We start from the raw sequence: 24,260 nt of genomic DNA on the forward strand, positions 1-24,260 counted from the left end.
AAGGTAGCGGTCAGGCTAGTGGCCTGACCAGCCTCCAATGAATATGAAAAAGCCGACCGGGAAGGATTCCCGGCCGGCTTTTTGTCTTTGGCCGTTGAGTGGCGGCCTTTATTGGCTATTAGCGGTTACCCAGCTCCGCGTCGATGCGCAGCAGGCCGGAACCATCGTTGCCCACCAGCTTGATGCGGTCGATAATGGCGCTAACGGTAGCCTCCTCCTCGATCTGCTCCTCCAGGAAGAAGTTCAGCAGGTTGCGGGAATCAATGTCGCCAACCTCGTCAGCGGTCTTCACCAGCTCGCGGATCAGGGCGGAGACCTTACGCTCGTGCTCGAGGGAAGCCTCGAAGGCATCCAGTGGAGTGGAGATCTTCAGGGAAGGCATCTCTACAGTCTCGATATCCACGCGTGCGTCACGGTCCAGTAGGTGCTGCGCGAACTTCTGCGCGTGCTCGCGCTCCTCGTCTGCCTGTGCCTGCATCCAGCTGCTCATGCCGTCGAAGGAGAGGCGGTCCAGCTCATAAGCCAGCTGCGTGTAGACCAGTGCAGCCTGGTGCTCGGCGGTGACCTGTTCGTTCAATTGCTTTTGAAACTTCTCGTTGATTTCCATGCCGCTTAACGTACCCAGGGTTCATCCAATCGGCTAGCAAACGCAGGCTATCCTTATATTATCAATGCAGGTCAGAGCACATCGCTTAGTCGGTGAGCCTGTCTTTACTTAGGTTACCCTGTAAACCAATCCTGACATGCTCTTTAGTTGGTGACGCCCCCAGCTCCGGGCTGAAATCGGCTCCAGTGCGCACTGAGGGCGTCAATAAGAAAGACCCCCAAAATGGGTGTAGTGACCGGGGGGTAGGCGCGTCGTGGAAACGGGGTACGATGGGGCGAAGTGCACAAGCTGAGGGTCAGCGAGAAATCAGCACGTTTTGTGAAGAAGGAGACACGCAAGCGATGAGTGCGCACGCACCCCACACTCCCGTACACCGCGTCGACGGCGATCCGGTATCCGCCATCAACTGGAACAGCATTCCGGACGAAAAGGACCTGGAGGTGTGGGACCGCCTCACCGCCAACTTCTGGCTGCCAGAGAAGGTGCCGCTGTCCAACGACGTGCCCAGCTGGTCCACGCTAAATGACATGGAGAAGCAGGCCACCATGCGTGTGTTCACCGGCCTGACCATGCTGGATACGATTCAGGGCACAGTTGGTGCAGTAAAGCTGATCGAGGATGCTGCCACTCCGCATGAGGAAGCCGTCTTTACGAATATCTCCTTTATGGAGAGCGTTCACGCGAAGTCTTATTCCTCTATCTTTATGACGCTGGCCTCTACGCCTGAGATTAACGACGCCTTCCGTTGGTCCGAAGAGAACGAGAAGCTGCAAAACAAGGCAAAGATCATTCTCGACTTCTATGAGGGCGACGATCCGATGAAGAAGAAGATTGCCTCTGTGCTGCTGGAGAGCTTCCTCTTCTACTCCGGTTTCTACCTGCCGATGTACTGGTCTTCGCATGCGAAGCTGACCAACACCGCAGACATTATCCGCCTGATCATCCGCGATGAGTCTGTGCACGGTTACTACATTGGCTACAAGTACCAGCGCGCACTGGAAAACGAGACTCCGGAGCGCCAGGAGGAGCTGAAGGAGCACACCTTCGACCTGCTGCTGGAACTGTACGACAACGAAGCACAGTACACCGAGGACCTGTACGACGAGCTCGGCTGGACCGAGGACGTGAAGCGCTTCCTGCGCTACAACGCCAACAAGGCGCTGAACAACCTGGGATATGAGGGACTGTTCCCGGCTGACGAGACTCGCGTCTCCCCGGCGATCCTGTCCGCCTTGAACCCGGGTGGTGACGAGAACCACGACTTCTTCTCTGGATCTGGATCTTCCTACGTAATCGGCAAGGCTGAGAACACCGTCGATGACGACTGGGACTTCTAGATAGCACCCCCGAAAACGTGGAGTCTGCTAGCTGAGCACTGTGCACGGCTATTGAAATGCGCGTTAACGGGATACTATGTAAGCATTCTGCGTCTGTTCGGGTCGGTTGTTGACGAGGCCGACCCAGCGGGAACAGGGTAGAGGAAACATTCTTTTGGGTGACCGGCTCAAAGAATCCTGTGGGTTGCTTAAGGCTCGCAAGAGGAAAAGGGCAGGTCACGCGTAGTCAGGAGGAACTAATGACCGCAGTAGCGCCTAGGGAAAGCCATGAGGTTTCCCCGGCTCGGCCTGCGCCTTTCGGTGAGGCACCGCGTGGCAGCCTCGCATGGAAGATGCTGACCACGACCGACCACAAGCTCCTGGGCATCATGTACCTAATCATGTCCTTCACCTTCTTCATGATTGGTGGCTTGATGGCCCTGCTGATCCGTATCGAGCTCTTCGAGCCGGGTCAGCAATTCCTGTCCAACGAGCAGTTCAACCAGCTGTTCACAATGCACGGCACGATCATGCTGCTGCTGTACGGCTCCCCGATGGTGTTCGGTTTCGCGAACTACATCCTGCCGCTGCAGATCGGCGCGCCTGACGTGGCCTTCCCCCGTCTGAATGCCTTCGGCTTCTGGATGACCACCGCCGGTGGTGTCGTTATGCTGCTCGGCTTCCTGACCCCGGGTGGTGCTGCTGACTTCGGTTGGACCATGTACATGCCGCTGGCAGACGCTACGCACTCTCCGGGTGTGGGCTCTGAGCTGTGGATCCTGGGCGTCGGCGTTGGTGGTATCGGTACCATCGCTTCCGCTGTGAACATGATCACCACCATCCTGTGCCTGCGCGCACCGGGTATGACCATGTTCCGCATGCCGATCTTCACCTGGAACATCCTGGTTACCTCTCTGCTGGTTCTGCTGATCTTCCCGCTGCTGACCGCTGCAGCCCTGGGTGTCTTCTACGACCGCAAGCTGGGTGGCCACATCTACGACGCCGGCAACGGCGGCGCTATCCTGTGGCAGCACCTGTTCTGGTTCTTCGGCCACCCTGAGGTTTACGTCCTGGCACTGCCGTTCTTCGGCATCGTGTCCGAGGTCTTCCCGGTGTTCTCCCGCAAGCCGATGTTCGGCTACGTCGGCCTGGTGTTCGCAACCCTGTCGATTGCCGCGCTGTCCATGGCTGTGTGGGCGCACCACATGTTCGTGACCGGCGCTGTTATGCTGCCGTTCTTCTCCTTCATGACGTTCCTGATCGGTGTGCCGACCGGTATGAAGTTCTTCAACTGGCTGGGCACGATGTGGAAGGGCCGTTTGACCTTCGAGACTCCGATGACCTTCGCCATCGGCTTCTACGCCACCTTCCTCTTCGGTGGTCTGACCGGTGTCATGCTGGCATCCCCGGCGCTGGACTTCCAGGTCTCGGATTCCTACTTCGTGGTTGCTCACTTCCACTACACGCTGTTCGGTACCGTGACCTACGCCTCCTTCGCTGGCATCTACTTCTGGTTCCCGAAGATGACCGGTCGCATGCTGGACGAGAAGCTGGGCAAGATCCACTTCTGGCTGGTTACCATCGGCTTCCACACCACCTTCCTGGTGCAGCACTGGCTGGGCAACATGGGTATGCCACGTCGTTACGCTGATTACCTGCCGACGGATGGTTTCACCACCCTGAACCAGGTCTCCACGATTGGTGCCTGCATCCTGGCGATCTCCATGATTCCGTTCCTGTGGAACGTCTTTAAGTCCTACCGCTACGGCGAGGTCGTCACTGTTGATGACCCGTGGGGCTACGGAAACTCCCTGGAGTGGGCAACCTCTTGCCCGCCGCCGCGCCACAACTTCAACTCCATGCCTCGCATCCGCTCCGAGCGCCCGGCGTTCGAGCTGCACCACCCGCACATGGTCAAGCGCATGCGCGACGAGGCTCACGTTGGTCGCCACTTCTAAGCGCACTTTCTAGTGACGCCCCCTCACCCGGCCACTGCCCAGCGCAGTCGCTAGGTGCCTGGCGGCTGACCCGGTCTTAAAATCCACACCTCAACTACGCGAGGTGTGGATTTTTGCATTTGCGGGGGAACAGGGTCGGGAGCCCTGGCGGGGGAGCTGGGCGGGGAAGAGCTTGCATGCCGGCCGCCGGCCTGGCTGTGCCGAGGGGCGGCCCGCCGCGCCGGCAGTCGGCTGGTGGGGCCCGGATTTTCCCGGAATGTCGTTAGATCGGGAATCTGTTTAATAGGAGTTGTTCGCAATAAGTGAAAGTACAGGTCAGGAGCTTGTGGAAAATGCAGGGTCCGATTTTGCTTACACAGAATCCCGATTCAACGACATTAGGCCGATTGTGGGCGGCGCAAGACAAGGGGGGGAGGCAGCTGGGTGGTGGCCGTGGGTAGATAGCGACGGTGACCAGTAGGTAACGCGGGGGAACAGGAATGGGGGCTCCCGAGTTTCAGTTATCACTTCTTGCGGGGAAGTGGGACAATATAGCCCGTGACTACCTCTGATAACGCCAACAACTCCAACGCTTCCGCCGACCAGCCCGCTGCTGCCCAGCCCACCGCTGCCCAACCTGCTGCTGCCCAGCACGCAGCCGGCCCAGCCAATGACCCGCACTTCGAGACTGCGCTCGAGGACACGCTGCAGGAAGGCCTCGCCCCCAGCGTCATTACCGTTACCGGACCCGACCGTCCCGGTGTATCTGCGGCCTTTTTCCGCGTATTGTCCTCCTACGGGGTACAACTTCTCGACATTGAGCAGTCGGTCTTCCGGGGGAAGTTGTCGCTGGCCGCTCTAGTGGGCGTCGGACAGGAAGACCTTGAACCGCTAGGCGAGGGGCTCAAAGAAACCCTGGCTTCCTACGGCATGCGCGTCAGCGTCGAGGCAGACGATAACCTTTCCAGCACCCGTCCGCACTCCACGCACGTGATGGTTGTGCTCGGCCGTCCGCTGACCGCGACGCACATTTCCCGTATCGGCCAGACCCTGGCCGACTACGGTGCGAATATCGACACGATCACCGGCATCGCGGATTACCCGGTCACCGGCCTGGAGCTAAACCTGACTGTCGCCAACCCAGCACCCGGCGGCGGCGTGCCGCTGCGCAAAGCACTTGCGACCCTTACCTCAGAGGTTGGCGTGGACATCGCCATCGAGCGTGCGGGCCTGGCCCGCCGGGCAAAGCGTCTCATTTGCTTTGACGTAGACTCCACCCTCATCCAGCACGAGGTTATCGAAATGCTGGCGGCCTACGCCGGCCGTGAGGAAGAGGTTGCCGCCGTCACCGAGCGCGCCATGCGCGGCGAGCTGGACTTCGCCGAATCCCTGCACGAGCGTGTGAAGGCTCTCGCCGGCCTGGACGCTGCAGTAGTGGAGAAGGTCGCCCACGACATTCAATTGACCCCCGGCGCTCGTACCACCATCCGCACCCTGAAGCGCCTGGGCTACAAGGCTGGTGTTGTTTCTGGTGGATTCATCCAGGTCATCGAGCCACTTGCCCGCGAACTGGATCTCGACTTCGCCCGTGCGAATACTCTGGAGATTGTGGACGGCAAGCTCACCGGCCGCGTAATCGGCCCGGTCATCGACCGTCAGGCTAAGGCTGAAAGCCTCAAGGAGTTCGCTTGGTCCAACGGCATCCAGCTGAACCAGACTGTCGCCGTCGGTGACGGCGCAAACGACATCGATATGCTCTCGACGGCTGGTCTAGGCATCGCTTTCAACGCGAAGCCCGCTCTCAAGGAGATCGCGGACGCCTCTGTGAACTACCCCTTCCTGGACCAGGTGCTGTTCATTCTGGGCATTTCTCGCCACGAGATTGAGGACGCCGACCTCCGCGACGGCACCTACCGTCGAGTGCCGATCGCCGAAGACTAACTGGCGCGCCCCACCTCTTAGGCCCGCGCGCCTTAAATCGAGCGCTCGCGGTCGCGAAGCTCGCGGCGCAGGATCTTACCCGTGGAGGACTTCGGAATGCCCTGCACGAACTCAACGATGCGGATCTTCTTGTAGGGCGCCACGCGCTCGGCCACGAAGTCCATCACCTGCTGCTCGTTGAGGCTAGAACCCCGCTGGGCCACAACAAACGCCTTCGGTAGCTCTTCGCCATCGGAGGCGCGGTGCACGCCGATCACGGCTGCGTCGGCAATCTCCGGGTGGCTCAGCAGTACGGCCTCCAGCTCTGCGGGTGGAACCTGGTAGCCCTTGTACTTGATCAGCTCCTTCAGGCGATCCACGATGTGGACATTACCCTCCGGGTCACTGTTCGCTAGGTCTCCGGTGCGCAGCCAGCCGTCGCCCGGCAGCGCCTCGGCGGTCTGCTCTGGCTTGTTCAGGTAGCCGGCCATAATCTGCGGGCCGCGAACCCACAACTCGCCGACCTCGGATACGCCCTCGCTGGGCAGCGGGATTTCCTCCAGGGTCTCCGGGTCCACCAGCTTGCTCTCGGTGTTGGCGCAGGGCTTGCCGATGGAGCCGCGGTTGATGTCCTTGGAGACGTTCGCATGCGCCAGCGGAGAGGTCTCGGTCAGTCCATAGCCCTGCTGCACGTGGATTCCCAGGCGCTTCTCCAGCGCCAGGGCCAGATCCTCATCCAATGTCGCGGCACCACTGAACACTCCGCGCATGTTCGATAGGTCGTAATTATCCACCATCGGGTGCTTCGCCAGCTGTACGGCGATCGGCGGGGCGATCAGCGTGAAGTTCACCTCAAATTTCTGGTGGTGCTCCAGGAAACTCTGCAGCTCGAAGCGCGGCACCACAACCAGTTCTGCGCGCTGCGCCAGCGCCAGGTTCACTAGCGCGGTCAGACCATAGATGTGGAAGAACGGAAGTACCGCGTACACCGTATCGTCCCGGCGGAGCAGATCGATGTCCTGGCCCTGCTGCACATTGGACACCAGCTGGCGGTGCATCAGGCGCACTCCCTTTGGCAGGCCGGTGGTGCCGGAGGAGTAGGGGAGTACCGCTAGGTCCTCGTCCGGGTTGATCTCCACTGCGGGGGCTGTGCGGCGCTCCGCCATGATCTGTTGCATCCCCTTGGAAGTATCCAGGAATACGATGTTCTCTTCTGCGATGCCTGCATCCTTAGCACCCTGAGACGAGGCGTCACCAAGCGCAGCAACAGTAAGCAGCATCTTCGCGCCAGAGTCCTCAATCTGCGCAGTCACGGTCTCCGGTGTGGACAGCAACGAAATTGGCGAGGCAACAGCACCGATTCGCCACAGGCCGTAGGCAGCGACGATGAAATTCAACGAATTGGGTAGATGCAGTGCCACCACATCGCCCTTTTCGATGCCCTTGGCGGCCAGCCAGCCTGCGGTGGACTCGATGTAGTTCTGCAGCTGCGCGAAGGTTGTTTCGGAGCCGTCGGCGATGTCGATGACGGCGACGCGGTCTTCTTCTTCCGTGGTGAGATTGCCGAAGACGTAGTCGTAGAGACCCAGCGGGCTGAGTTCGATGTCCGGGCGATCGCTCTTGATGGGCATTGCGTCGGGCTCCTATCCGTTCGCGGTTGTTTTGCCTCCACTGTAGTCTGCATGAGCTACGCCTGACATTACTTTTTATGTTTTGCGTCCCTAAGCTCCCGGTGCTGCGAACCAGTGTTAGTTAACGGGCTATTCATTCCACCCTTTCTATTGAACTGCATAGCTAATCGGGCATAATCTCTTAAAGTAATTCTTCTATTACTCGCGGGAACCTTCGCCGCCTCGCGTGCATTACACAACTGTCCTGAAGCAGGTTTTAGTGGTTCATCTGCTTCAGTGCGTTCTTTGTTGTTTTGCGGATGCTGGCGGAAGGAGGTGAACGATGAGCACGAAGAGTGATTCGATCGAAAACGGAGGACACATGGCTGGCCCGTCCGCTGACACCCAAGCAGACGCACCAATTCTTCCCCCACTGGAGGAACTGTTCGGCAACGAAGCGCAGGATCTGGACGACTTGTTTAACGCAATGTTCGACGTTGCCGTTGATCCGAACACCGAGATGCCCGAGGGAGAACTGATTCCCGACCTCGATTCCTTCCCGGAGGAAATTGCGGAAGCCCCTTCGGCAGATGAGGCTTCACATGAGGTCGACCTAGCGGACCTCGATGATTCTGGTTCTTTGACTGGTGACGCCACCTCGGCGGAGGATCTCCCCACTGATGCTTCGGGCGATGCCGCGGATACCGGCGCGGCAGAGCACGAGGATCTGGACGAGCTGGAAGGCTCTGACGACCTGAATGACCTCGCGGACCCTGCTGCAGACCTCGCGGACCCTGCTGCGGATGTCGCGGACTACGGCGAGGATGATTATGGTCACGACTACGGCGATGATCACCCAGATGATCTGACTGACCTCAGCGGAATGTAAGGGGGAGTCAGAAGTGTCTAACGGATCTAACACCCCACGGAAAGAACTCACCCGCGAAGAAGAGCGCGACCTGCTGGCCAAAGCCCATAAGGGCGACCAGCAGGCTTTCGCGCGTCTAGCGCGCCAGGCATGGGGCCGGATGTTCTCGGTCTGCCTCTCCATCACGGGCAACCGTGCTGACGCGGAGGATGCGCTGCAGAATGCTTTGACCTCCGCGTGGAAGAACATTGAGAAGTTCGATGGGCGCGCCCGGTTCTCCACCTGGGCCTACCGTATTGCTTCCAATGCGGCGCTGCAGATCGTGCGCTCCCGCCGGGAAGTACCGGAAGAGGACGCGGGTGTGGACGAGATTGCACAAACCCCGGAAGTTGGCTCGCAGGTCACCTCGGCAATGGTCGTGCGTCAGGCGCTAGCGCAGCTGCCGGATGATTTCCGTGAAGTCATCGTCCTGCGAGAATACACGGGCATGAGTTACCAGGACATCGCCGCCCACCAGGGGATTCCCATTCAAACGGTGAAGTCCCGCATCAATCGCGCGCGTGCGAAGCTGAAGGCAGCACTGGTGGAAGCTGGCGTCACAAGTGCATAAAGAATAAGACCCAGCCCCACAGGGAAGAGTCCCACAGCAAAGAGCCCCACACCATCGAGCAGTTCGTTCTCCGCTCGGTGGGTGGGGCTCTAACTTGTGTCTAAAGGCGCAGGGGTTGTTGCTGAAGTTCTTTAGTCCTGCGGCATCAGGTTGTAGAACTTCAACATCTCGATGGCCTCTTCTTTGGTGCTTTCAGGCTTGCCGGTGGACAGAACGACGAACTTTTTGTCGGGGTACCACACCGTCACGTTCGGGCTGGCGAAGTTGGCGCTGGGGTAGAAGATGATCTCCGGCCAACCGTTGCCGGCTTCCTGGATAGTCTGGCCCTTGATGGAAGAGTTCTTTCCGTGGTCGTAGATCTTCTGTGCATCATCGCCAGACTGCGTGTAGCGGAAGTTGTTGTAGATGAACTCTTCCTTGTGGTCCTCTAGGGAGTCGCGGCTGGGCAGGCAGGAGTACATGTCGATATCCAAGCCATCGTAGGCAGCGCCGGTGAAACTTGCCTTATCTGGATCTGTGTCGCAGCTATCGATGCGGTTGTAGAAGCCCGTCGGAGCGTAGTCCTTGACCTCCGGGAATATGGAAGCCAGCGGCTTGTACATATCCGACTCGTAAGGCTCCCGCGACGGACTATAGGGACTGGCCTCGGTGAATGGCGGGTTTCCGCCACTGCCGTTGCCACCGCCACCGTTGCCGCCGCCACCGTTGTCATCGCCGCCGTTCAATGTGACGAAGCCGATGGCCACCACTACTGCGAGGACGGCAACGCAAGCCGTGACAATTACTGGGGTGTTGGACTTCTTCGGCTTCGAGGAGCTTGTTGCGTGGGGACTAGCGAAGTTGCTAGCACCGTATGCATTAGCTGAGCTGGGCACGAAGGCGGCAGTCTGCGGGGAAGCATTGTAGGATTGCGACCCCTGGTTCTGTCCCTGGCCCGCGCGCGGCATGCCGGGTGGAGTCGCCGGGCCGGTTTGGCCAGGCTGACCGGACCGACTTGCAGCGGAGGCTGCCCCGGCACCCAGACCAGCGCCGGCGGCACCGGCGGCACCAGCGGCAGCGGCACTGCCGGAACTTGCACCACCGGGGCGCGAACCTGCCCCTTGAGACCCGTTCAGGCCACCGGTGAATCCGCGCAGAGTTGCGGCCAGCGCACCGCGGCTCACCACAGTCTTCGGGTCGTCGAGCGTCATGACGGTGCCGACCTCACCCAGTCGGTCCTGCACGAACGGAATGCGCGACGATCCGCCGGTCATGTAGATCGGGGTCTTTGTGGAATCGACGCCCGCCTGCGTCAGCGCCGCGCGGGTCAGCTCAACTCCGCGCATGATCGACTGCTCAATAACGTTATTGAACTCATCGCGGGTGATCAGAAGGTCGGTTTCTCCGTGGGGAGTGGAGACGCTGATAGTGGCCGAAGACGTATCCGACAGGATTTCTTTGGCCTCCCGAATGCTGGATTCCAGCGCGTGCACCGTGGTGATGGGCGCGGAGCGAACGAAGTCCGCTAGGTCGGGGTCGTCGTGCTCCAGCTGATCCAAAACCCAGCGGTACAGCAAGTTATCGATGGTGCGCCCACCCAGGCTGTTATCGCCCTTGGCGGCCACGACCTCAAAGTTGCCGTCTCCCTTTGCACGCAGCACTGCGATATCCAGGGTGCCGCCACCGAAGTCGAACACTGCGACGTGCGAACCGGACTGCACGGACTGCTGAGAAGCATAGTGGATAGCAGCTGCGCGTGGCTCGGACAGTACACGTAGGTTCTGCTCTGGCACTCCAGCGGCGACGGCGCTACGCTTCAGCTGCTCTACGGAGTGCGCCGACCACGCTTCAGGGTGAGTCAGCGTAACCGTCTCGGGGTCATGGTTGGCGTGCTGTGCCTTACCGGAGCGCAGCACGGTGGCGATCACGGAACCGACGACCTTCGTCAACGGCAGGTTGCGGCCAGCCAGCTGCACTTCGTCGTGGTCGATGTAGCGCTTGGGGCTCAGCAGCAGCCGGGAGGGATCGCGGCGGCCACGGGCCAGGGCGGAATCGCCGTTGAGCAGCGTAGGCTCGTCGTCGCTGGCAGCGTGTGTGCCGTGCGGAGCATCTAGGAACACAGCCGAAGGCATGATGTTGGAGCGGTGTGTCAACGCAAGGGCGGAGATCGCCCTACCCATGGGGCTCTGGTGGGCGGCAGCCGTATTCGAGGTACCGAAGTCGACCGCCAGATGCCATGCGTTAGTCATTTAAAGTACAGCTCCTGACAAGACATAAGTATTTAATAGCGTTTAAGGCATAAGTAGCTTACACTCTAGCGGCTTGGTTGGCCTTTAGTGCGTAGCTTGGAGAGCCGATTGGAAAGAACCCAAGAGACGTTCGCGAGCTTCATCCTCTGCGGCGGACAGTGGGGACATCGACATTTGCTGCATCTCAGCGATTTTATCCTCCAACGCTTGGCGGATTTGCTCCACCGGAGTATCGCGCGGCAGGTTTACAGTCTCTGCCGGGTGCCCAGCCGTCACGGCGGAGCGCAGCAGCGGCAGCAAGCGCGAATCCGGGGTGGAGGCGTAGGTGTTGCGGTAGCTGCGGTATAGCATCACAAAGTGCATGCCCGGCTGCGCCAGTGTCACCGATTGCACCCAGCGCACGTGCTGCATGTCCGGATGGTTGGAGGCCAGGTCGTCCAGCACGTCCAGCATTCGGGCAGCGCGTTGCAGTACGGCGAAGTAGGTGATGTCGCCGGTCAGCAGGTGAACCAGTTCCGAGACCCCGGAAGTCTCCACCATCCACTTAACCAGCGCCGGCGCTCCGCCCTCGGCGGCGATGCGGCGCCCGGCAAACACACCGTATTCGCCCATGACGTCCAGCAGGTCATCGCGGATGTTGGCGCTGCACTCCGGCACGATCTCCCGCGGATCCTCCGCCTCCAACAAGTCCAGCAGGCCTTCGCGGTCCAGGTGCGCCAGTGCACTCAGGTTGCGGGCCACCTCGCCGGTGACCTTACCCGTTAGAGCGGATTCGGCCATCAAGCCGGAGAGTGGAATGGTGCGCTGCACAGTGCTCATCAGTCGCTTCTGAATACTCTCGGCGTGCTGGCGGGCGTGCTGCAATGGATCGATAGGGCCAAATGCGCCGGAGCCGAAAGAGTCCGCTCTGGAGAGGATGCCGACGGTATTTAGGGGCGTCATTCCCAATTGGGAGAGGAACTGCTTCTCGTCCTCGCGCGGGGCAGAGTCCGACAGGAAGACAAGGCAGTCGGCCCAACCGCTGGCACGACGAGTGTCCTTCTGGCCGTCGACGAGTACGCGACGGGTGCGCTCCTCGTTCTCGACGGTCAAGGTGGCAGTACCGGGGGTATCGATCAACGTGAGTTCCTGCAGGCGCCGGTTGGGCAGGAACTGGTCCACGAAGTCCACCTGGTTCACCGGCACGGTCAGGCTATTCAGCGGGCCATTGTTCAGCGGCACGCGGATGACTTGCCCGTCGGTGGTGTGGATCTCGGCGCGGGCGGGTGCACCGTTGTGGTACATGCTCACCGCCATGGTGCACTCCAGGGCGCCTGTCGCGGCAATGAGGTTCTCCGTTAGTGCGTTGACCAGGGTGGACTTTCCGGATTTCAGGCGGCCGACCACTGCCACGCGCGGTGGGCGGGTGACCATGAGGCGCAGCTGTTCTGCGTGCCTCGCCAGGTCCGGCGAACCCCCACTCAAGGCATCAACGGCCTGGGTAAGAAGTAGCGTCAGGTCAGAGACGCGCTGGCTCAAATGCGCCGAGGCTGACTGGATCTGATTTCCCTGCTCCATTTACATCCCCGCCTTCGCGTGTTCCGCCATGCTTGCTGCGCCACGCCGAGTGCGTTTCAGCGCCGCCAGGTGCCCATCCAGTTCTTCGATGGTCTGGTTCACGATCTCCAGGTTCTTCTTCAGCCTGTTGATGGTCTGTTTGCGCTGTGCCTCGGATTCGCGGGCGATCTTCTGTGCGGATTCGATCTTGGACTGCAGGTTGCGCTGCTCCTGGCGGATTGCGGAGCGGTGGCGCAGCAGGATTTCCGTCCTACCGGTGGTGATCGCAATGTCGATCATGCGATTGATGGAGGTGCGGGTGGTCGCAATAGTCTCGCGGAGCCAGATAAGTAGGTGTTGCTTGCCGTTGCGCATTGCTCGGTAGCCCATGTTCACGCCGATCCAAGCCGCTGCGGCCACAGGGGCGAAGGGGATTACTACAGTCAGGGCGCCCGCGCCGACAATGCCCATCGTGAGCATCGACGGATCCACCAACCCAGTAGTCTTCTTCTCCACGTCGTGGCTGAGGGCGCTCGGCGGAGCCAGTGCAGCGAAGATCTGTTGCTGTACCTGATCCACCATGTCCTGGCGCCCCTGGAACAGCTGTGCGGCACGGGCGGTTACCTCACTGACCATGGCCATCACCATCTGCTCCATGATCTGGCGCAGCTCGATCTCAATTTGGCTGGTGAACACCTGTGGCTTGCTGCGCAACACGCGCATGCCTTCGCCGTTGATGCGGTTAGTCCAGCGCGTCTTTACGTCCGTCAGCGCCTCGTCCATCGCCGCGGAGACCTTGTTGCGGCTCAACTGGATGTCGCGCATGAACAGCTGTTCCCACTCGCTGGTGGCATCGCGGAACGCCTCGAGCTTGCGCTTCTCTGCTTCGAGCTCGCCGACTGCATCGCTGGTCTTGTCGTAGAGCTTGATGTCCCGCTCGATATCGGTGGTGATCGTGTGCATCGTCGACTTGGCGATCTCCAGTGCGGTCACCGTGCCGAGGTTGCCCGGCGAGTTCACGTGGTCGATGATCTGTTGGCGCAGCTCGGCGATGCCGCATCGTTGCTCGATCTGTGCTCTTTTTTCTGGTGACGCCGATTCTGCCGCGTCTAATGCCCGCAACGAAGACACTCCAATGACCGGGATGTCCAAACCGAGGTGTTCTGCGATGAGGCGCTGGTCGTCGGCGACGATGGAGCGCCAGCGCCGCACGTTCTTGTCTGTTTTGGTGACGGCCACGATCACGCTGCCGACCTGCTCGCGAGCGCGACGGAGAATATCCATCTCCGGGGCGGTGATCGGGGTGGAGGCATCGCAAACCATGAGCAGCACGCCGGCATTGCGAGCCTCCGCCAGGGAGGCTGCAACTGCGTGCTCGTCCAGGCCGCCCACGCCCGGAGTGTCGATGATGGTCACCTTGCCCATGCCGGAGTAAGGAACCAGCAGCTCGGCGGCGCTGGGCAGAGAGGCTACTTCCTTGCTGTCCTTCGGCGCACGGTTGATGGCGTCCACGGCTTCTTGGGTGACCCAGTTCTTAAGATCCTCAGGCTCGATCGGGTCGTACTCCGTGCCCCGCACCAGGCGCGCCAGCACGGGTTGGTCCGGATCCTGGTCGGGTTCCGTGTGGATGCGGATGGGGGCGCTGGTGGCGGTGATGACGTCCACCGGCAGCAGGTCGCGCCGACCGACTAGAGCGTTGATGAGGGAGGACTTTCCACGCTTTACCTCGCCGATGATGACCACTGCGGAGGTGCGGTACTTCGCATTCACGAGGTTTTGCACGCGATCCGCGGCATCGTGCATTTTGTATTTTCTGGCGATGGTGGCCCCGCGTTCGACGCTTGCCTGGGGGGATCGGCCCGCAGCGTTGGGGTAGGGGGTCACGGTGGGTATCGCCTTTCTGTGTAGTGCCCGGTTAATGCGCGGCGAGCGCACGGTAGTGCTCGGTAGTGCGCGAATGCCATTCTAGTATGCCGATAAATAGGTTTTTCGGAAGTGCAGTGTGAACCTCGTGTGTGCTTTCACCCCCGGAACTGCTTTCGGGATTCAATTATCAGAAATGTCTTTTTACTAGGGAGTTTGTGGGTTTTGGGGCGAGGGGGCGTCCATAATAAATACCCCCAAGGAACAACTTGTAGGGGAGGGGCATTCAATAACTGACAGGCAGCCAGGAAGAGCCTGAAGGATACTAAGAAGAACACTGAAAGGGAGTACACAATGTCCAACGAGAACCTGAACAACGGAAACACCGGCAACAACAACGGCCTCACCACCAACGACAACGCGGGCGCCCAGGATCACTCCCTGGGTCGCTGGGACGTACTGGACGCAAACGGCAACATGGTCCAGGGCAACATCGTCGGCGCACAGGACACCAACGGCGACGGTAAGGAAGATGCATTCCAGGTAGATATCAACGGCGACGGACGCCCGGACGGCACGGTCTACGACAAGGATGGCGACAAGGTGACTGACCGCGCGGAGATGGACTACGACCAGGACGGCATCGTCGATACGGTCTACGAGGACATCGACCGAGACGGAGTGATCGACCACATGTCGGTAGACACCACCAACGACGGCAAGCTGGACACCAAGGCCACCGACTACGACGGCGACGGTGTGACCGACAACGTGAAGATCGACTCCAACGGTGACGGCAACCACGACGTGACCGCCTACGACTTCGATGGCGATGGCAAGGTCGATAGCGTTGCCTACGACACCGACGGCGATGGGATCTCCGACTACTCCGAGTTCGACCACGACGAAAACGGCGTTGTAGACGGCACCAGCGGCGAGGTTCCGCCGTCTGCAGCTCAGCAGGCGGTGGGTGAGGGCATCTGGGGTTCCCAGTCCCAGAACGCAGCACCCCAGAACGCTGCACCCCAGAACGCAGCACCCCAGACTGAGGCTCCGGCTGCTGCAGCCCCTGCAGCTGAGGCTCCGGCTGAGGACAAGCCACAGGACAAGCCAGAAGCGCGCACCGAGGACACTGAGGCCGCTGAGGGCAAGGCAGAGGCGCCGGCCGAAGCTCCGGCAGAAGAGGCAGCTCCGCAGGGCGGCACGGACGCAGACCTGCAGTCCGCAGGCGCAGGCAACGCAGCCCCGAACGGCGGCGAGTACGTGGACCTGGATGGCGACGGCCTGGCAGACGGTGTCGCTTATGACACCAATAACGACGGCCAGATCGACGCACTCGAGATCGACACCACCGGCGACAACCAGACGGACACCGTCTTCGTGGACACCGATGGCGACGGCCAGGTTGACGAGCGCCACGTGGATACCGACGCTGACGGCTTCACCGACGAGGCTCTGCTGGATACCGACTTCGACGGCATCGGCGACACCAAGGTGCACGACTACGACAACGACGGCGTGTACGAGTCCTCCGAGGAGACCTACACCGAGGACGTCGCTCCGACCTTCGACGACCTGCTGGGCGGAGCTGGCGACAGCGCAGCCGCTGGCAACGACGGCGCGGACCTGGCCTAAGGCCTAGCCCCCCGGCCTCAGGTCCGGGCCTTGCCCCCGGCCCTAAGCTTCAACCAGGCGACGCAGTGCACCCCGCACTGTGTCGCCATTTTCCGTGTACCAGAAGTCCGGCATCGAACGGCGAATGTAGCTGCCGTAGCGCTTCGTGGCCAGCCGCTGATCCAGCACCGCCACCACGCCCCGGTCGTCCACGGAACGCAGCAGGCGCCCCGCGCCCTGCGCCATCAGCAGCGCCGCGTGGTTCGCAGCCACCTCCATGAACCCGCTGCCGCCGCGCTGGTCGGCGGCCTCCTGCCGGGCTTGCTGCAGCGGGTCGTCGGGACGGGGGAAGGGGATGCGGTCGATGATCACCAGAGAAAGCGACTTGCCCGGCACGTCCACGCCTTGCCACAGCCCGAGGGTGCCGAAGAGGCAGGCGGACTGGTTCTTGCGGAACTTCTCCACCAGCGTGGACATGGAGTCTTCGCCCTGCAGCAGAATCTCGTAGGGCACCACCGTGCGCAGCTGCTCGGCCATGTCCTCGGCCGCGCGCCGGGAGCTGAATAGCCCCAGGGTGCGCCCGCCGGCGGCGTTGATCAGCCGGGCGGTTTCGTCCACGGAGGCGTCGCTGGCGCGATCCCGCCCGGGCGGGGGCAGATGCCGGGCGACGTAGAGGATGCCGTGGGTGCGCGCGTCGAAGGGCGTGCCGGCATCCAGCGTGGGGGTGCTCTTCGGCAGCCCCCAGCAGCTGAGCATGGAGGTGAACTTGCCGCCCAGCGCCAGCGTCGCCGAGGTCAGGATCACCGTGTTCCGGCCGAATAGTCGCTGGCGCAGCAGGTCGGCAACGCTCAAGGGGGCGACCCGTACCACGTGCTTCGGCGCGCGCGGACCGGAGTCTGCGGTGTACCAGATGACGTCCTCGCCGAGCAGGTCCTCGTCATCCGCACTGGTACCCTCACCCACGCGCGAAGCGTTGAGGATGCGCACGCACGTATCGTTGAGTTCTTCGGTGGCCACGATCACCGCCAGGCGCTCGGCGACCTTCTTTGAATCATTCGCAAACTCGGAGGCGGGTATGCCGCTGACCTGCCGGTTCGTCTTCCACGCTGCGTCCCTTAGAGCAGCGAGCGGCACCTGTAGTGCCTCGGGTACGCCGGTCCAGCGCCCCTCGATGCCGGTGCCGAAGCGGTCGTTGTTTCTGGACGCCGCCGCCTCCGCCTTCAACGCCTCCGTCCACCTGTCGCCTGCTTCGGCCAGCTCGTCCCCAGCAGCGTCTGCGCCGGAGACGGCCAGCTTCGCGGCGCGTTTGGCCAGCACGGCAATGGCGGTGGGGGATAGTTCTGCGGTGGCGACGGAGGTGATGCGATCCTCCAGCTCGTGGGCCTCGTCTACGATCACTGTGTCGTGCTCCGGCAAGACTGGGGCGTCCACAAGAGCATCGATGGCAAGCAGGGCATGGTTGGTGACGACAACGTCGGCGTCCGCGGCGTGGGCACGGGCGCGTTCGGCGAAGCACTGCTCGCCGAAGGGGCAGCGGGTAGCGCCGAGGCACTCGCGGGAGGACACGCTGACCTGGCGCCACGCGCGATCGCTGACGCCCTGGGGGAGGTTATCGCGGTCGCCGTCCTCGGTTTCGCCGGCCCATTCGTGTAGGCGGGCGACTTGGGCGCCGGTGGCGGAGAGTTGGGAGGGATCCAGGAGGGACTCTTCGGCCTCTTCCACGCCGCTTTCGGTCTGCGCGTTTTGCACCTTGTTGAGGCAGACGTAGTTGCCGCGGCCTTTTTGGATTGCGAACTCGAGGGGGCGGGGCAGCTCCGGTTCGAGGGCCTTGGCCAGGCGCGGTAGGTCGCGCTCCACCAGCTGGCGTTGCAGGGCGATGGTCGCGGTGGAGACGATGACGGGGTAGTCGGAATCCATGGCCGCGGCAATACTGGGGATCAGGTAGGCCAGGGATTTACCCGTGCCGGTGCCGGCCTGGACGGCCAGGTGGTGTTCTTTGTCAATGGCCTCGGCCACGGCCTTGGCCATCTTCTGTTGGCCGGGGCGCGGGGCACCGCCGAGGTCGTTGACGGCGAGGCTGAGGAGGTCGAGGACGTTGGAGCTCATACGAAACTGTGCGAACCTTTGCGAAACTTCTAGGCCTTAAATGCGGCTGATATGGCGCACCTGCAGGGCGGGCTCGTCGCGGGTGAGAGCCAGGCCTTCCCAGGGCAGGCAAACTAGCTGCTTGGCGCAGTGCTCGCGGGATTCCTCGAGGGTGGGCAGGCCGTCCACGAGCTCGCCGTCGCGCACCATGGGGATGGTCAGCTGGGTGCTTTTCAGCCCTTCGGCCTGGGGCAGTTCCGCACCCAAGGGGAAGGTGACTTCCTCGACGGCCGTGCCGGAGGGGCGGCTAAAGCGGGCGGCATCCTTCGCCCCGCCGAGGCTGGCCTTGCCTCGGGAACGCTTGGCGACGGGCACGCCGTCTACCTCCACGAGCTTGTAGACCAGCCCCGCGGTGGGCGCCCCGGAGCCGGTAACGACGGAGGTGCCCACGCCGAAGGAATCCACCGGCTCGCTGCGCAAGGCGGCGATGGAGAACTCGTCCATGTCGGAGGAGACCACGATCTTGGTGTTCTTTGCCCCCAAGGAATCCAGCTGGTCGCGCACCCGGCGGGTCAGCACGCCCAAATCGCCGGAGTCGATGCGCACGGCTCCCAGTTCCGTGCCGCCGGCGGCAACGGCGTTTTCCACGCCTTGAGTGATGTCGTAGGTATCCACCAACAGGGTGGTGTCTGTTCCCAGGGCGGCGATCTGAGCCTTGAAGGCTGCGAGCTCGTCGGGGGTGCCGTCCGGGCGGGTGTGCAGCAGGGTCCAGGCGTGGGCTGCGGTTCCGGAGGCCGGAATGCCGTAGCGCTGCGCGGCCTCCATGTTGGAGGTAGCGACGAACCCGGCCAGGTAGGCGGCCCGGGCGGAGGTGACGGCGGCGTATTCGTGGGTGCGGCGTGCACCCATGTCGATGATGGGACGGTCACCTGCGGCGGTGACCATGCGGGCGGCGGCACTAGCCACGGCGGAGTCCATGTTCAGGATCGAAAGGATCACCGTCTCCAGAATCACGCACTCGCCGAAGGTGCCCCGAACCGTCAGGACGGGGGAGTGGGGGAAGTACAGCTCGCCTTCGCGGTAGCCGTCGATTTGTCCGGAGAAGCGGAAGTTGCGCAGGTATTCCAGGGTTTCGTCCCGCAGGAAGTCGATGCGATCCAGCTGCTGGTCGGTAAATACGAAATCGCGCACGGCCTGCAGTACGCGGGCGGTGCCGGCGATCACACCGTAGCGGCGCTCGTTGGGCAGGCGGCGGGTGAACACCTCGAAGGTGCAGGCGCGGTCGACAGTGCCGTCGAGGATCGCGGCCTCGAGCATGGTGAGTTCGTATTTGTCCGTAAGAAGTGCGGAGGAGCGGGTGTTGTTTTCGTTCACCCGCTCCATGCTAGTCCACGCCCCACCACGGACCCGGCAGCGAAGATGGCCGATGTGGGTATTCTGGAAAGCATGACTTCCCCAGCCGCTCCCGCTGCCACCCCTGTAGCGGACAAACTGCCAGAAACACTGACGGAGCCCAACCTGCCGTGGATGTGCATCTGTTGGGATGATCCGGTGAACTTGATGAGCTACGTGACGTACGTCTTCCAAACCGTACTGGGCTATTCGCGCAAGCGCGCCACGGAGCTGATGATGCAGGTCCACACTGAGGGTAAGGCCGTGGTGAGCTCGGGTGAGCGCGACAAGGTTGAAGGGGATGTGAAGAAGCTGCAGACCGCCGGGCTATGGGCGACGATGCAGCGGGCGGACGGGTAGGCGTCAATAAAGAAAGAAGGAACGAACATGCAGCCGTGGACGAAGAAGAACAGCCTGCTGCGCGGGACTCGCTTTAATACGCAGCTGGAGCCGCTCGAGCGCGAGATGTTGGGGGATTCGGCGGTGGCCGTCTCCGACAAGCTGATGGAGCGCGCGCGGACCGCCCCGAAGGACGAGCTGGCGGAGATGACGGGCATGGCCAGCGGGCATGCCGATGCGCCGAAGGATCCGGGGCTGGCGCGGCTGCTGCCGAGCTTCTTCCGCGAGGGGGACGAGGAAGTCGACGGCGATGCGGCGCTGACTCGCCAGCTGAACGAGACGGACATCATCAAGACGAAGCTGACGAACCTGCGCTTTGTGGTGGACTACCTGGGGCCTAATGGTTCGGTGAATGTTTCGCTGACGCAGGACGAGGTTCACCCGTGGCTGAGCGCGATCAACGACATTCGCCTGTACCACTCCGCGCAGTACGAGGAGTTCAAGAAGGAGCTCCTCGAGGGGGATGAGAATTCCGACCAAGCGACGGCGGCGCAGAATTACCTGGATTGGTTGGGCTACCACCAGGACAGTCTTTTGTCGGCGATGATGGGTGAATAATGAGCATAGAGCTGTTCGGCTGCCAGCCGGGGCCTGCGAATTCTCTGGCCGACGTGGCGGGTATTGGCGTGGGGCACGCGGTGTGCGAGGACGGCGCGGGGGATTCGGGCGTGACCATGATCGTCGCCCCGAAATCCGCCACTGCCAGCGTGGACGTACGTGGTGGTGGGCCGGGCACACGCGAGACGGATCTTCTGGCGCCGCACAACACGGTGCAGTCCGTGCACGCTATTGGTCTGTGCGGTGGTTCTGCTTTTGGTCTTGACGCCCTCACGGGGGCAATGGCCGAACTGGAGAGTAGGAGGATCGGCTTCCCTGTGTTGGGGCCGGAACACCCGGATAAGTTGGTGCCGATCGTGCCGGGAGCCGTGATTTTTGATCTGCTGCTGGGGCGCTGGGATTCGCGGCCGGATGCGGCCACGGGAGCATCAGCGACGGCGGCGGCGCTGGATGCTGTGGTTGGAAACGAGGCAAGCTGCGCGGCTGAGCGGGGCGCTGCAAAGCAGAGGGGCTCAGGGCAGGCGGCGCTGAACGGCAACGTCGGCGCGGGGCTGGGAGCCTCGGCTGGCGCGCTGAAGGGTGGCTTTGGTCAGGCCAGCGTCGTATTCCCCGAAGGCACCCCGCTGGCTGGGGTGACTGTTGCCGTGGGCATTGTAGTGAACCCGCAGGGTGCGGTTTTCGATCCGGCAACCGGCCTGCCGTGGGGCCTCGCCGCCGAGCTGGACGGGGAGTTTGCCAGATACGGACTGGCCGATGGCCTGGTTGATGGTGAGCCGCTGGGGGCTGAGGGCGTCAATAGATTAAAGAGCAAGAACGTGCTCGGCACGAAGATCACGGCGGACATGCTGGCGCCGAAGCTCAACACGACGATCGGGGTGGTGGCGACCGACGCGCCGCTGACGAAGGCGCAGGCTAAGAGGCTGGCGCTGGCGGGGCATGACGGGATCGCACGGGCGATTCGGCCGGCGCACATGCCGATGGATGGGGACACGCTGTTTGCGATGGGGACAGGGGAACATGGTTCGGGGGCTACTGGAGTTGAGAGGGGCGTCGATGATATTGGCATGAGCCTGCTTTCGGCGGTCGCGGCTAACACGGTGGAGCGGGCGATTGTGCATGCTGTGCTGGCGGCGGAATCGGTTTTCGGTGTGCCGAGCTGGCGCGACGTAGTGAAGGAGATGTAGTGAAAGGTGAGGACCGTGGCTGAATCTTCTGAGGCTGTTGAGATAGGCGTTCGGGTGGAACAGGCAAACAATGCGCCGATCGGAGTGTTTGATTCGGGCGTGGGCGGGCTGACGGTGGCGCGCGCCATTGTGGATCAGCTGCCGCACGAGAACCTGGTGTATATCGGGGACACGGCCAATTCGCCCTATGGGGACAAGCCGCTGGCGCGGGTACGTGAGCTTTCGATTGGGATTGCGGACACCCTGGCGGAGCGTGGCTGCAAGATGATTGTGGTGGCGTGCAACTCTGCCTCGTCGGCGTTTATTCGCGATGCGCGGGAGAGGTATTCCATTCCGGTGGTTGAGGTGATCCTGCCTGCGGTGCGGCGCGCGGCGGCGGCAACCCGCAACGGCAAGATCGGTGTGATCGGCACCCAGGCGACGGTGAGCAGTAGGTCGTATCAGGATCTTTTCGCGGCGATTCCGGGGGTTGAGGCGTATGCGCAGGCCTGCCCGCAGTTCGTGCCCTTTGTGGAGCGTGGCATGACTAGCGGGCGGCAGCTGATGGGGTTGGCGGAGAACTATCTGGCGCCGTTGAAGGCCGAGGGGGTGGATACCGTGGTGCTCGGGTGCACACACTATCCGCTGCTGGCCGGGGTGGTGCAGCTGGTGATGGGGGAGGACGTCACGCTGATTAATAGCGCGGAGGAAACGGCGAAGACTGTATATCGCACGCTGGCGGAGCAGGATCTGCTGGCGGATGAAGATCCGGGGCGGGCGGTGGACCTTTCCTTCGAATCAACTGGCGACCCGCAGAGGTTCGCGAAGCTGGCTGGGAGGTTCCTGGGGCCGGCGATTAGCTCCGTGTCTCAGATTCCGGAGATGGTGCGCTAGCGTTTAATGTTTTCTTATGTGGGGTGCCCAGGGGGGTGTCCCTATGTTTTTGTCAAGCGTTAGGCCGATGTTGACGAGAACAGTCTTGGGAGTAGGTTCTTAGGCGTGCCTAGGAGCCGACCAGCGTGTGCTGGTCGGCTCCGTCTTTGGGCTTTATGCGGCGACGGGGCGTGGCGGGATCTCGCGGAAGAACTCCTTGTTTTTCAGCATCGCGTAGATGACATTGCATCGGCGTCGTGCCAGGCAGATGACTGCTGCGTTGTGGCGTTTTCCTTCAGCGCGTTTGCGTTCGTAATACTGCCGTGACGGTTCGTGGCTGCGGATAACCGCGAATGCGGAGTAGAACAAGGCATTTTTCAGTCGTTTATTGCCTGACCGTGCTGGGAACTCACCTCTGATCGACGAACCTGATCGTCTAGTGACGGGCGCTATTCCAGCATAAGCAGCTAAGTGGCCAGCACTATCGAAGTCGGAGCCATCACCGATCGCAAGAAGGATCTGCGCTGCGGTCTTGATGCCGACTCCGGGCATACTCATCAAGACCTCACAAAGAGGGAAATCAGCGAGCATCTCTTCAACCTGTTCAGCGATGGTGTTTCGTTGCTCTTTGAGGGCCTTGATGTTTGCAGCCAGTTGAGGAATTACTAACTCGGCGGCATCGCTTCCAGGCACGGTGACTGATTGAGCTTTCAGTGCTGCAAAAATGTCGTCTACCAGCGGGGTGGGGTCTTTACGTGTGTGCTTGATCATCCAGTTCAACACTCGTTGGTATCCGGCTCTTTTTAGCCCCTGCGGTCCCTTGTAATGAATCAATAAATCCAGGATCGGCGTGCGAGTCAGGGTGCTACCAGCAAAAACTCGTTCCAGGCTGGGATAGATCTGGGTGAGGATACTGCGAAGTCGATTGACCGTGCGAGTGCAATCGCGGGCGATGTCATCATCGAAGCCGGACAGCATCTTTAGGGCGGAAAGTACCTCATCATTGCGGTCGACGGCACGTAGCGTGTGGGGCATTGTGCGGGCGGTGTCAGCGATGATGAATGCGTCGCGTTTGTCTGTTTTTGCACGCCCCGGATAGAGATCTGCAGCTTTGCGCATCGCAAGACCTGGCAGGTATCCGACTTCGCAACCGCAGTCCCGGGCTACAGCAATTGGTAGTGCGCCGATGGTGTTGGGTTGGTCGACGATCACGAGCACGGTGCCAAGCTCCTGAAGCTGGTGAAAAACGCCTGCTAGTTCGGATTCGAGTTGGGGCAACGGTTTGTCGAAGACCTTGTTGCCATCACGGTCTAGGGCGCAGGCGTGGTGTTCAGATTTGCCGACGTCTAGGCCGAGGAATATGTCGATGGAATGCTCCGGAGACATGATGAGCTCCTAGAAAACGAGATGGGTATGGCGTTGATCCAGTCGCTGGCGTCATGACCTTCGTTGCAAGCACCCACGTTACAAAGAGACCTAGTTTGAAACTGGCCGTGTCCCTATCAGCTGTCATCGAAAGTCCTGGCACCCGGCGGCAACACCCCCCGGATTATGGAAACTACAGGGCAAGTAAGCCATACCGGGACCAGCGACTATCCCCATTATCAGGGACACTCACAAGGTAACGGGTGGTTCTTGTGGGACCATTTTTCTGGTTGAACTTGAACCGTTAGCGCGGTTA

At 61.6% G+C, this 24,260-nt stretch carries 18 protein-coding genes; 10 read left to right on the plus strand and 8 right to left on the minus strand.

Annotation, left to right across the window (positions count from 1 at the left end):
- Positions 1–118: 118 nt before the first annotated feature.
- Positions 119–607, minus strand: a complete 489-nt coding sequence (locus CJEIK_RS02505; protein ID WP_005294164.1) for a ferritin — start codon at positions 605–607, stop codon at positions 119–121.
- A gap of 341 nt (positions 608–948) precedes the next feature.
- On the opposite strand from CJEIK_RS02505, the gene nrdF reads away from it, so the two are divergent.
- From nrdF to serB, 3 genes are all read left to right on the plus strand, one after another.
- The gene (gene nrdF, locus CJEIK_RS02510) at positions 949–1,944 is read left to right on the plus strand and encodes a class 1b ribonucleoside-diphosphate reductase subunit beta (RefSeq protein WP_005294160.1); all 996 of its coding nucleotides are present in this window, start codon (positions 949–951) and stop codon (positions 1,942–1,944) included.
- 239 nt (positions 1,945–2,183) lie between these two features.
- Positions 2,184–3,881, plus strand: a complete 1,698-nt coding sequence (gene ctaD / locus CJEIK_RS02515) for an aa3-type cytochrome oxidase subunit I (protein ID WP_034964806.1) — start codon at positions 2,184–2,186, stop codon at positions 3,879–3,881.
- Positions 3,882–4,418: 537 nt separating this feature from the next.
- Positions 4,419–5,801, plus strand: a complete 1,383-nt coding sequence (gene serB, locus CJEIK_RS02520) for a phosphoserine phosphatase SerB (protein WP_005294155.1) — start codon at positions 4,419–4,421, stop codon at positions 5,799–5,801.
- Between the two features lie 32 nt (positions 5,802–5,833).
- Here serB and CJEIK_RS02525 read toward each other — a convergent pair whose 3' ends face one another.
- The gene (locus CJEIK_RS02525) at positions 5,834–7,411 is read right to left on the minus strand and encodes an AMP-binding protein (protein WP_005294152.1); all 1,578 of its coding nucleotides are present in this window, start codon (positions 7,409–7,411) and stop codon (positions 5,834–5,836) included.
- Positions 7,412–7,733: 322 nt separating this feature from the next.
- Between CJEIK_RS02525 and CJEIK_RS02530 the strand changes: the two genes are divergently transcribed.
- Positions 7,734–8,279 (plus strand): hypothetical protein, encoded by a 546-nt coding sequence (locus CJEIK_RS02530; RefSeq protein WP_005294149.1) that lies wholly within the window; start codon positions 7,734–7,736, stop codon positions 8,277–8,279.
- 13 nt (positions 8,280–8,292) lie between these two features.
- On the plus strand, positions 8,293–8,868 hold the full coding sequence (locus tag CJEIK_RS02535; RefSeq protein WP_005294145.1) for an RNA polymerase sigma factor: 576 nt from the start codon (positions 8,293–8,295) through the stop codon (positions 8,866–8,868).
- 131 nt (positions 8,869–8,999) lie between these two features.
- Here CJEIK_RS02535 and CJEIK_RS02540 read toward each other — a convergent pair whose 3' ends face one another.
- The 3 genes from CJEIK_RS02540 to CJEIK_RS02550 form a co-directional block, all read right to left on the minus strand.
- Positions 9,000–11,096, minus strand: a complete 2,097-nt coding sequence (locus tag CJEIK_RS02540; RefSeq protein WP_005294142.1) for an Hsp70 family protein — start codon at positions 11,094–11,096, stop codon at positions 9,000–9,002.
- Positions 11,097–11,180: 84 nt separating this feature from the next.
- Positions 11,181–12,653 carry a GTPase gene (locus CJEIK_RS02545; protein WP_005294140.1) on the minus strand — a complete coding sequence of 491 codons (1,473 nt, stop codon included), beginning with the start codon at positions 12,651–12,653 and terminating at the stop codon, positions 11,181–11,183.
- The gene (locus CJEIK_RS02550; RefSeq protein WP_005294137.1) at positions 12,654–14,435 is read right to left on the minus strand and encodes a dynamin family protein; all 1,782 of its coding nucleotides are present in this window, start codon (positions 14,433–14,435) and stop codon (positions 12,654–12,656) included.
- 414 nt (positions 14,436–14,849) lie between these two features.
- On the opposite strand from CJEIK_RS02550, the gene CJEIK_RS02555 reads away from it, so the two are divergent.
- Positions 14,850–16,130, plus strand: a complete 1,281-nt coding sequence (locus CJEIK_RS02555) for a hypothetical protein (RefSeq protein ID WP_005294135.1) — start codon at positions 14,850–14,852, stop codon at positions 16,128–16,130.
- Between the two features lie 42 nt (positions 16,131–16,172).
- On the opposite strand, the gene CJEIK_RS02560 is transcribed toward CJEIK_RS02555, so the two are convergent.
- Entirely contained in the window at positions 16,173–18,215 is a 2,043-nt protein-coding gene (locus tag CJEIK_RS02560) for an ATP-dependent DNA helicase (RefSeq protein ID WP_077536225.1), read from the minus strand.
- A 36-nt stretch (positions 18,216–18,251) separates the two neighbouring features.
- The gene (locus CJEIK_RS02565; protein ID WP_005294128.1) at positions 18,252–19,577 is read right to left on the minus strand and encodes a nicotinate phosphoribosyltransferase; all 1,326 of its coding nucleotides are present in this window, start codon (positions 19,575–19,577) and stop codon (positions 18,252–18,254) included.
- 63 nt (positions 19,578–19,640) lie between these two features.
- On the opposite strand from CJEIK_RS02565, the gene clpS reads away from it, so the two are divergent.
- From clpS to murI, 4 genes are read left to right on the plus strand one after another with little or no spacing between them, the layout of a single operon-like run.
- On the plus strand, positions 19,641–19,946 hold the full coding sequence (gene clpS, locus CJEIK_RS02570) for an ATP-dependent Clp protease adapter ClpS (protein WP_011273166.1): 306 nt from the start codon (positions 19,641–19,643) through the stop codon (positions 19,944–19,946).
- Positions 19,947–19,973: 27 nt separating this feature from the next.
- Positions 19,974–20,543, plus strand: coding sequence for a DUF2017 domain-containing protein (locus CJEIK_RS02575; RefSeq protein ID WP_005294124.1), 570 nt, complete (start codon positions 19,974–19,976; stop codon positions 20,541–20,543).
- The gene (locus tag CJEIK_RS02580) at positions 20,543–21,727 is read left to right on the plus strand and encodes a P1 family peptidase (protein ID WP_005294122.1); all 1,185 of its coding nucleotides are present in this window, start codon (positions 20,543–20,545) and stop codon (positions 21,725–21,727) included. The genes CJEIK_RS02575 and CJEIK_RS02580 overlap by 1 nt, the downstream gene beginning before the upstream one ends.
- 15 nt (positions 21,728–21,742) lie before the next feature.
- Positions 21,743–22,600, plus strand: coding sequence for a glutamate racemase (murI, locus tag CJEIK_RS02585; RefSeq protein WP_050760828.1), 858 nt, complete (start codon positions 21,743–21,745; stop codon positions 22,598–22,600).
- A 153-nt stretch (positions 22,601–22,753) separates the two neighbouring features.
- Here murI and CJEIK_RS02590 read toward each other — a convergent pair whose 3' ends face one another.
- Positions 22,754–23,965 (minus strand): IS110 family RNA-guided transposase, encoded by a 1,212-nt coding sequence (locus tag CJEIK_RS02590; protein WP_011272946.1) that lies wholly within the window; start codon positions 23,963–23,965, stop codon positions 22,754–22,756.
- Between the last annotated feature and the right edge of the window lie 295 nt (positions 23,966–24,260).

It is taken from the genome of Corynebacterium jeikeium (assembly GCF_028609885.1).
Classification (GTDB): Bacteria; Actinomycetota; Actinomycetes; order Mycobacteriales; family Mycobacteriaceae; genus Corynebacterium; species Corynebacterium jeikeium.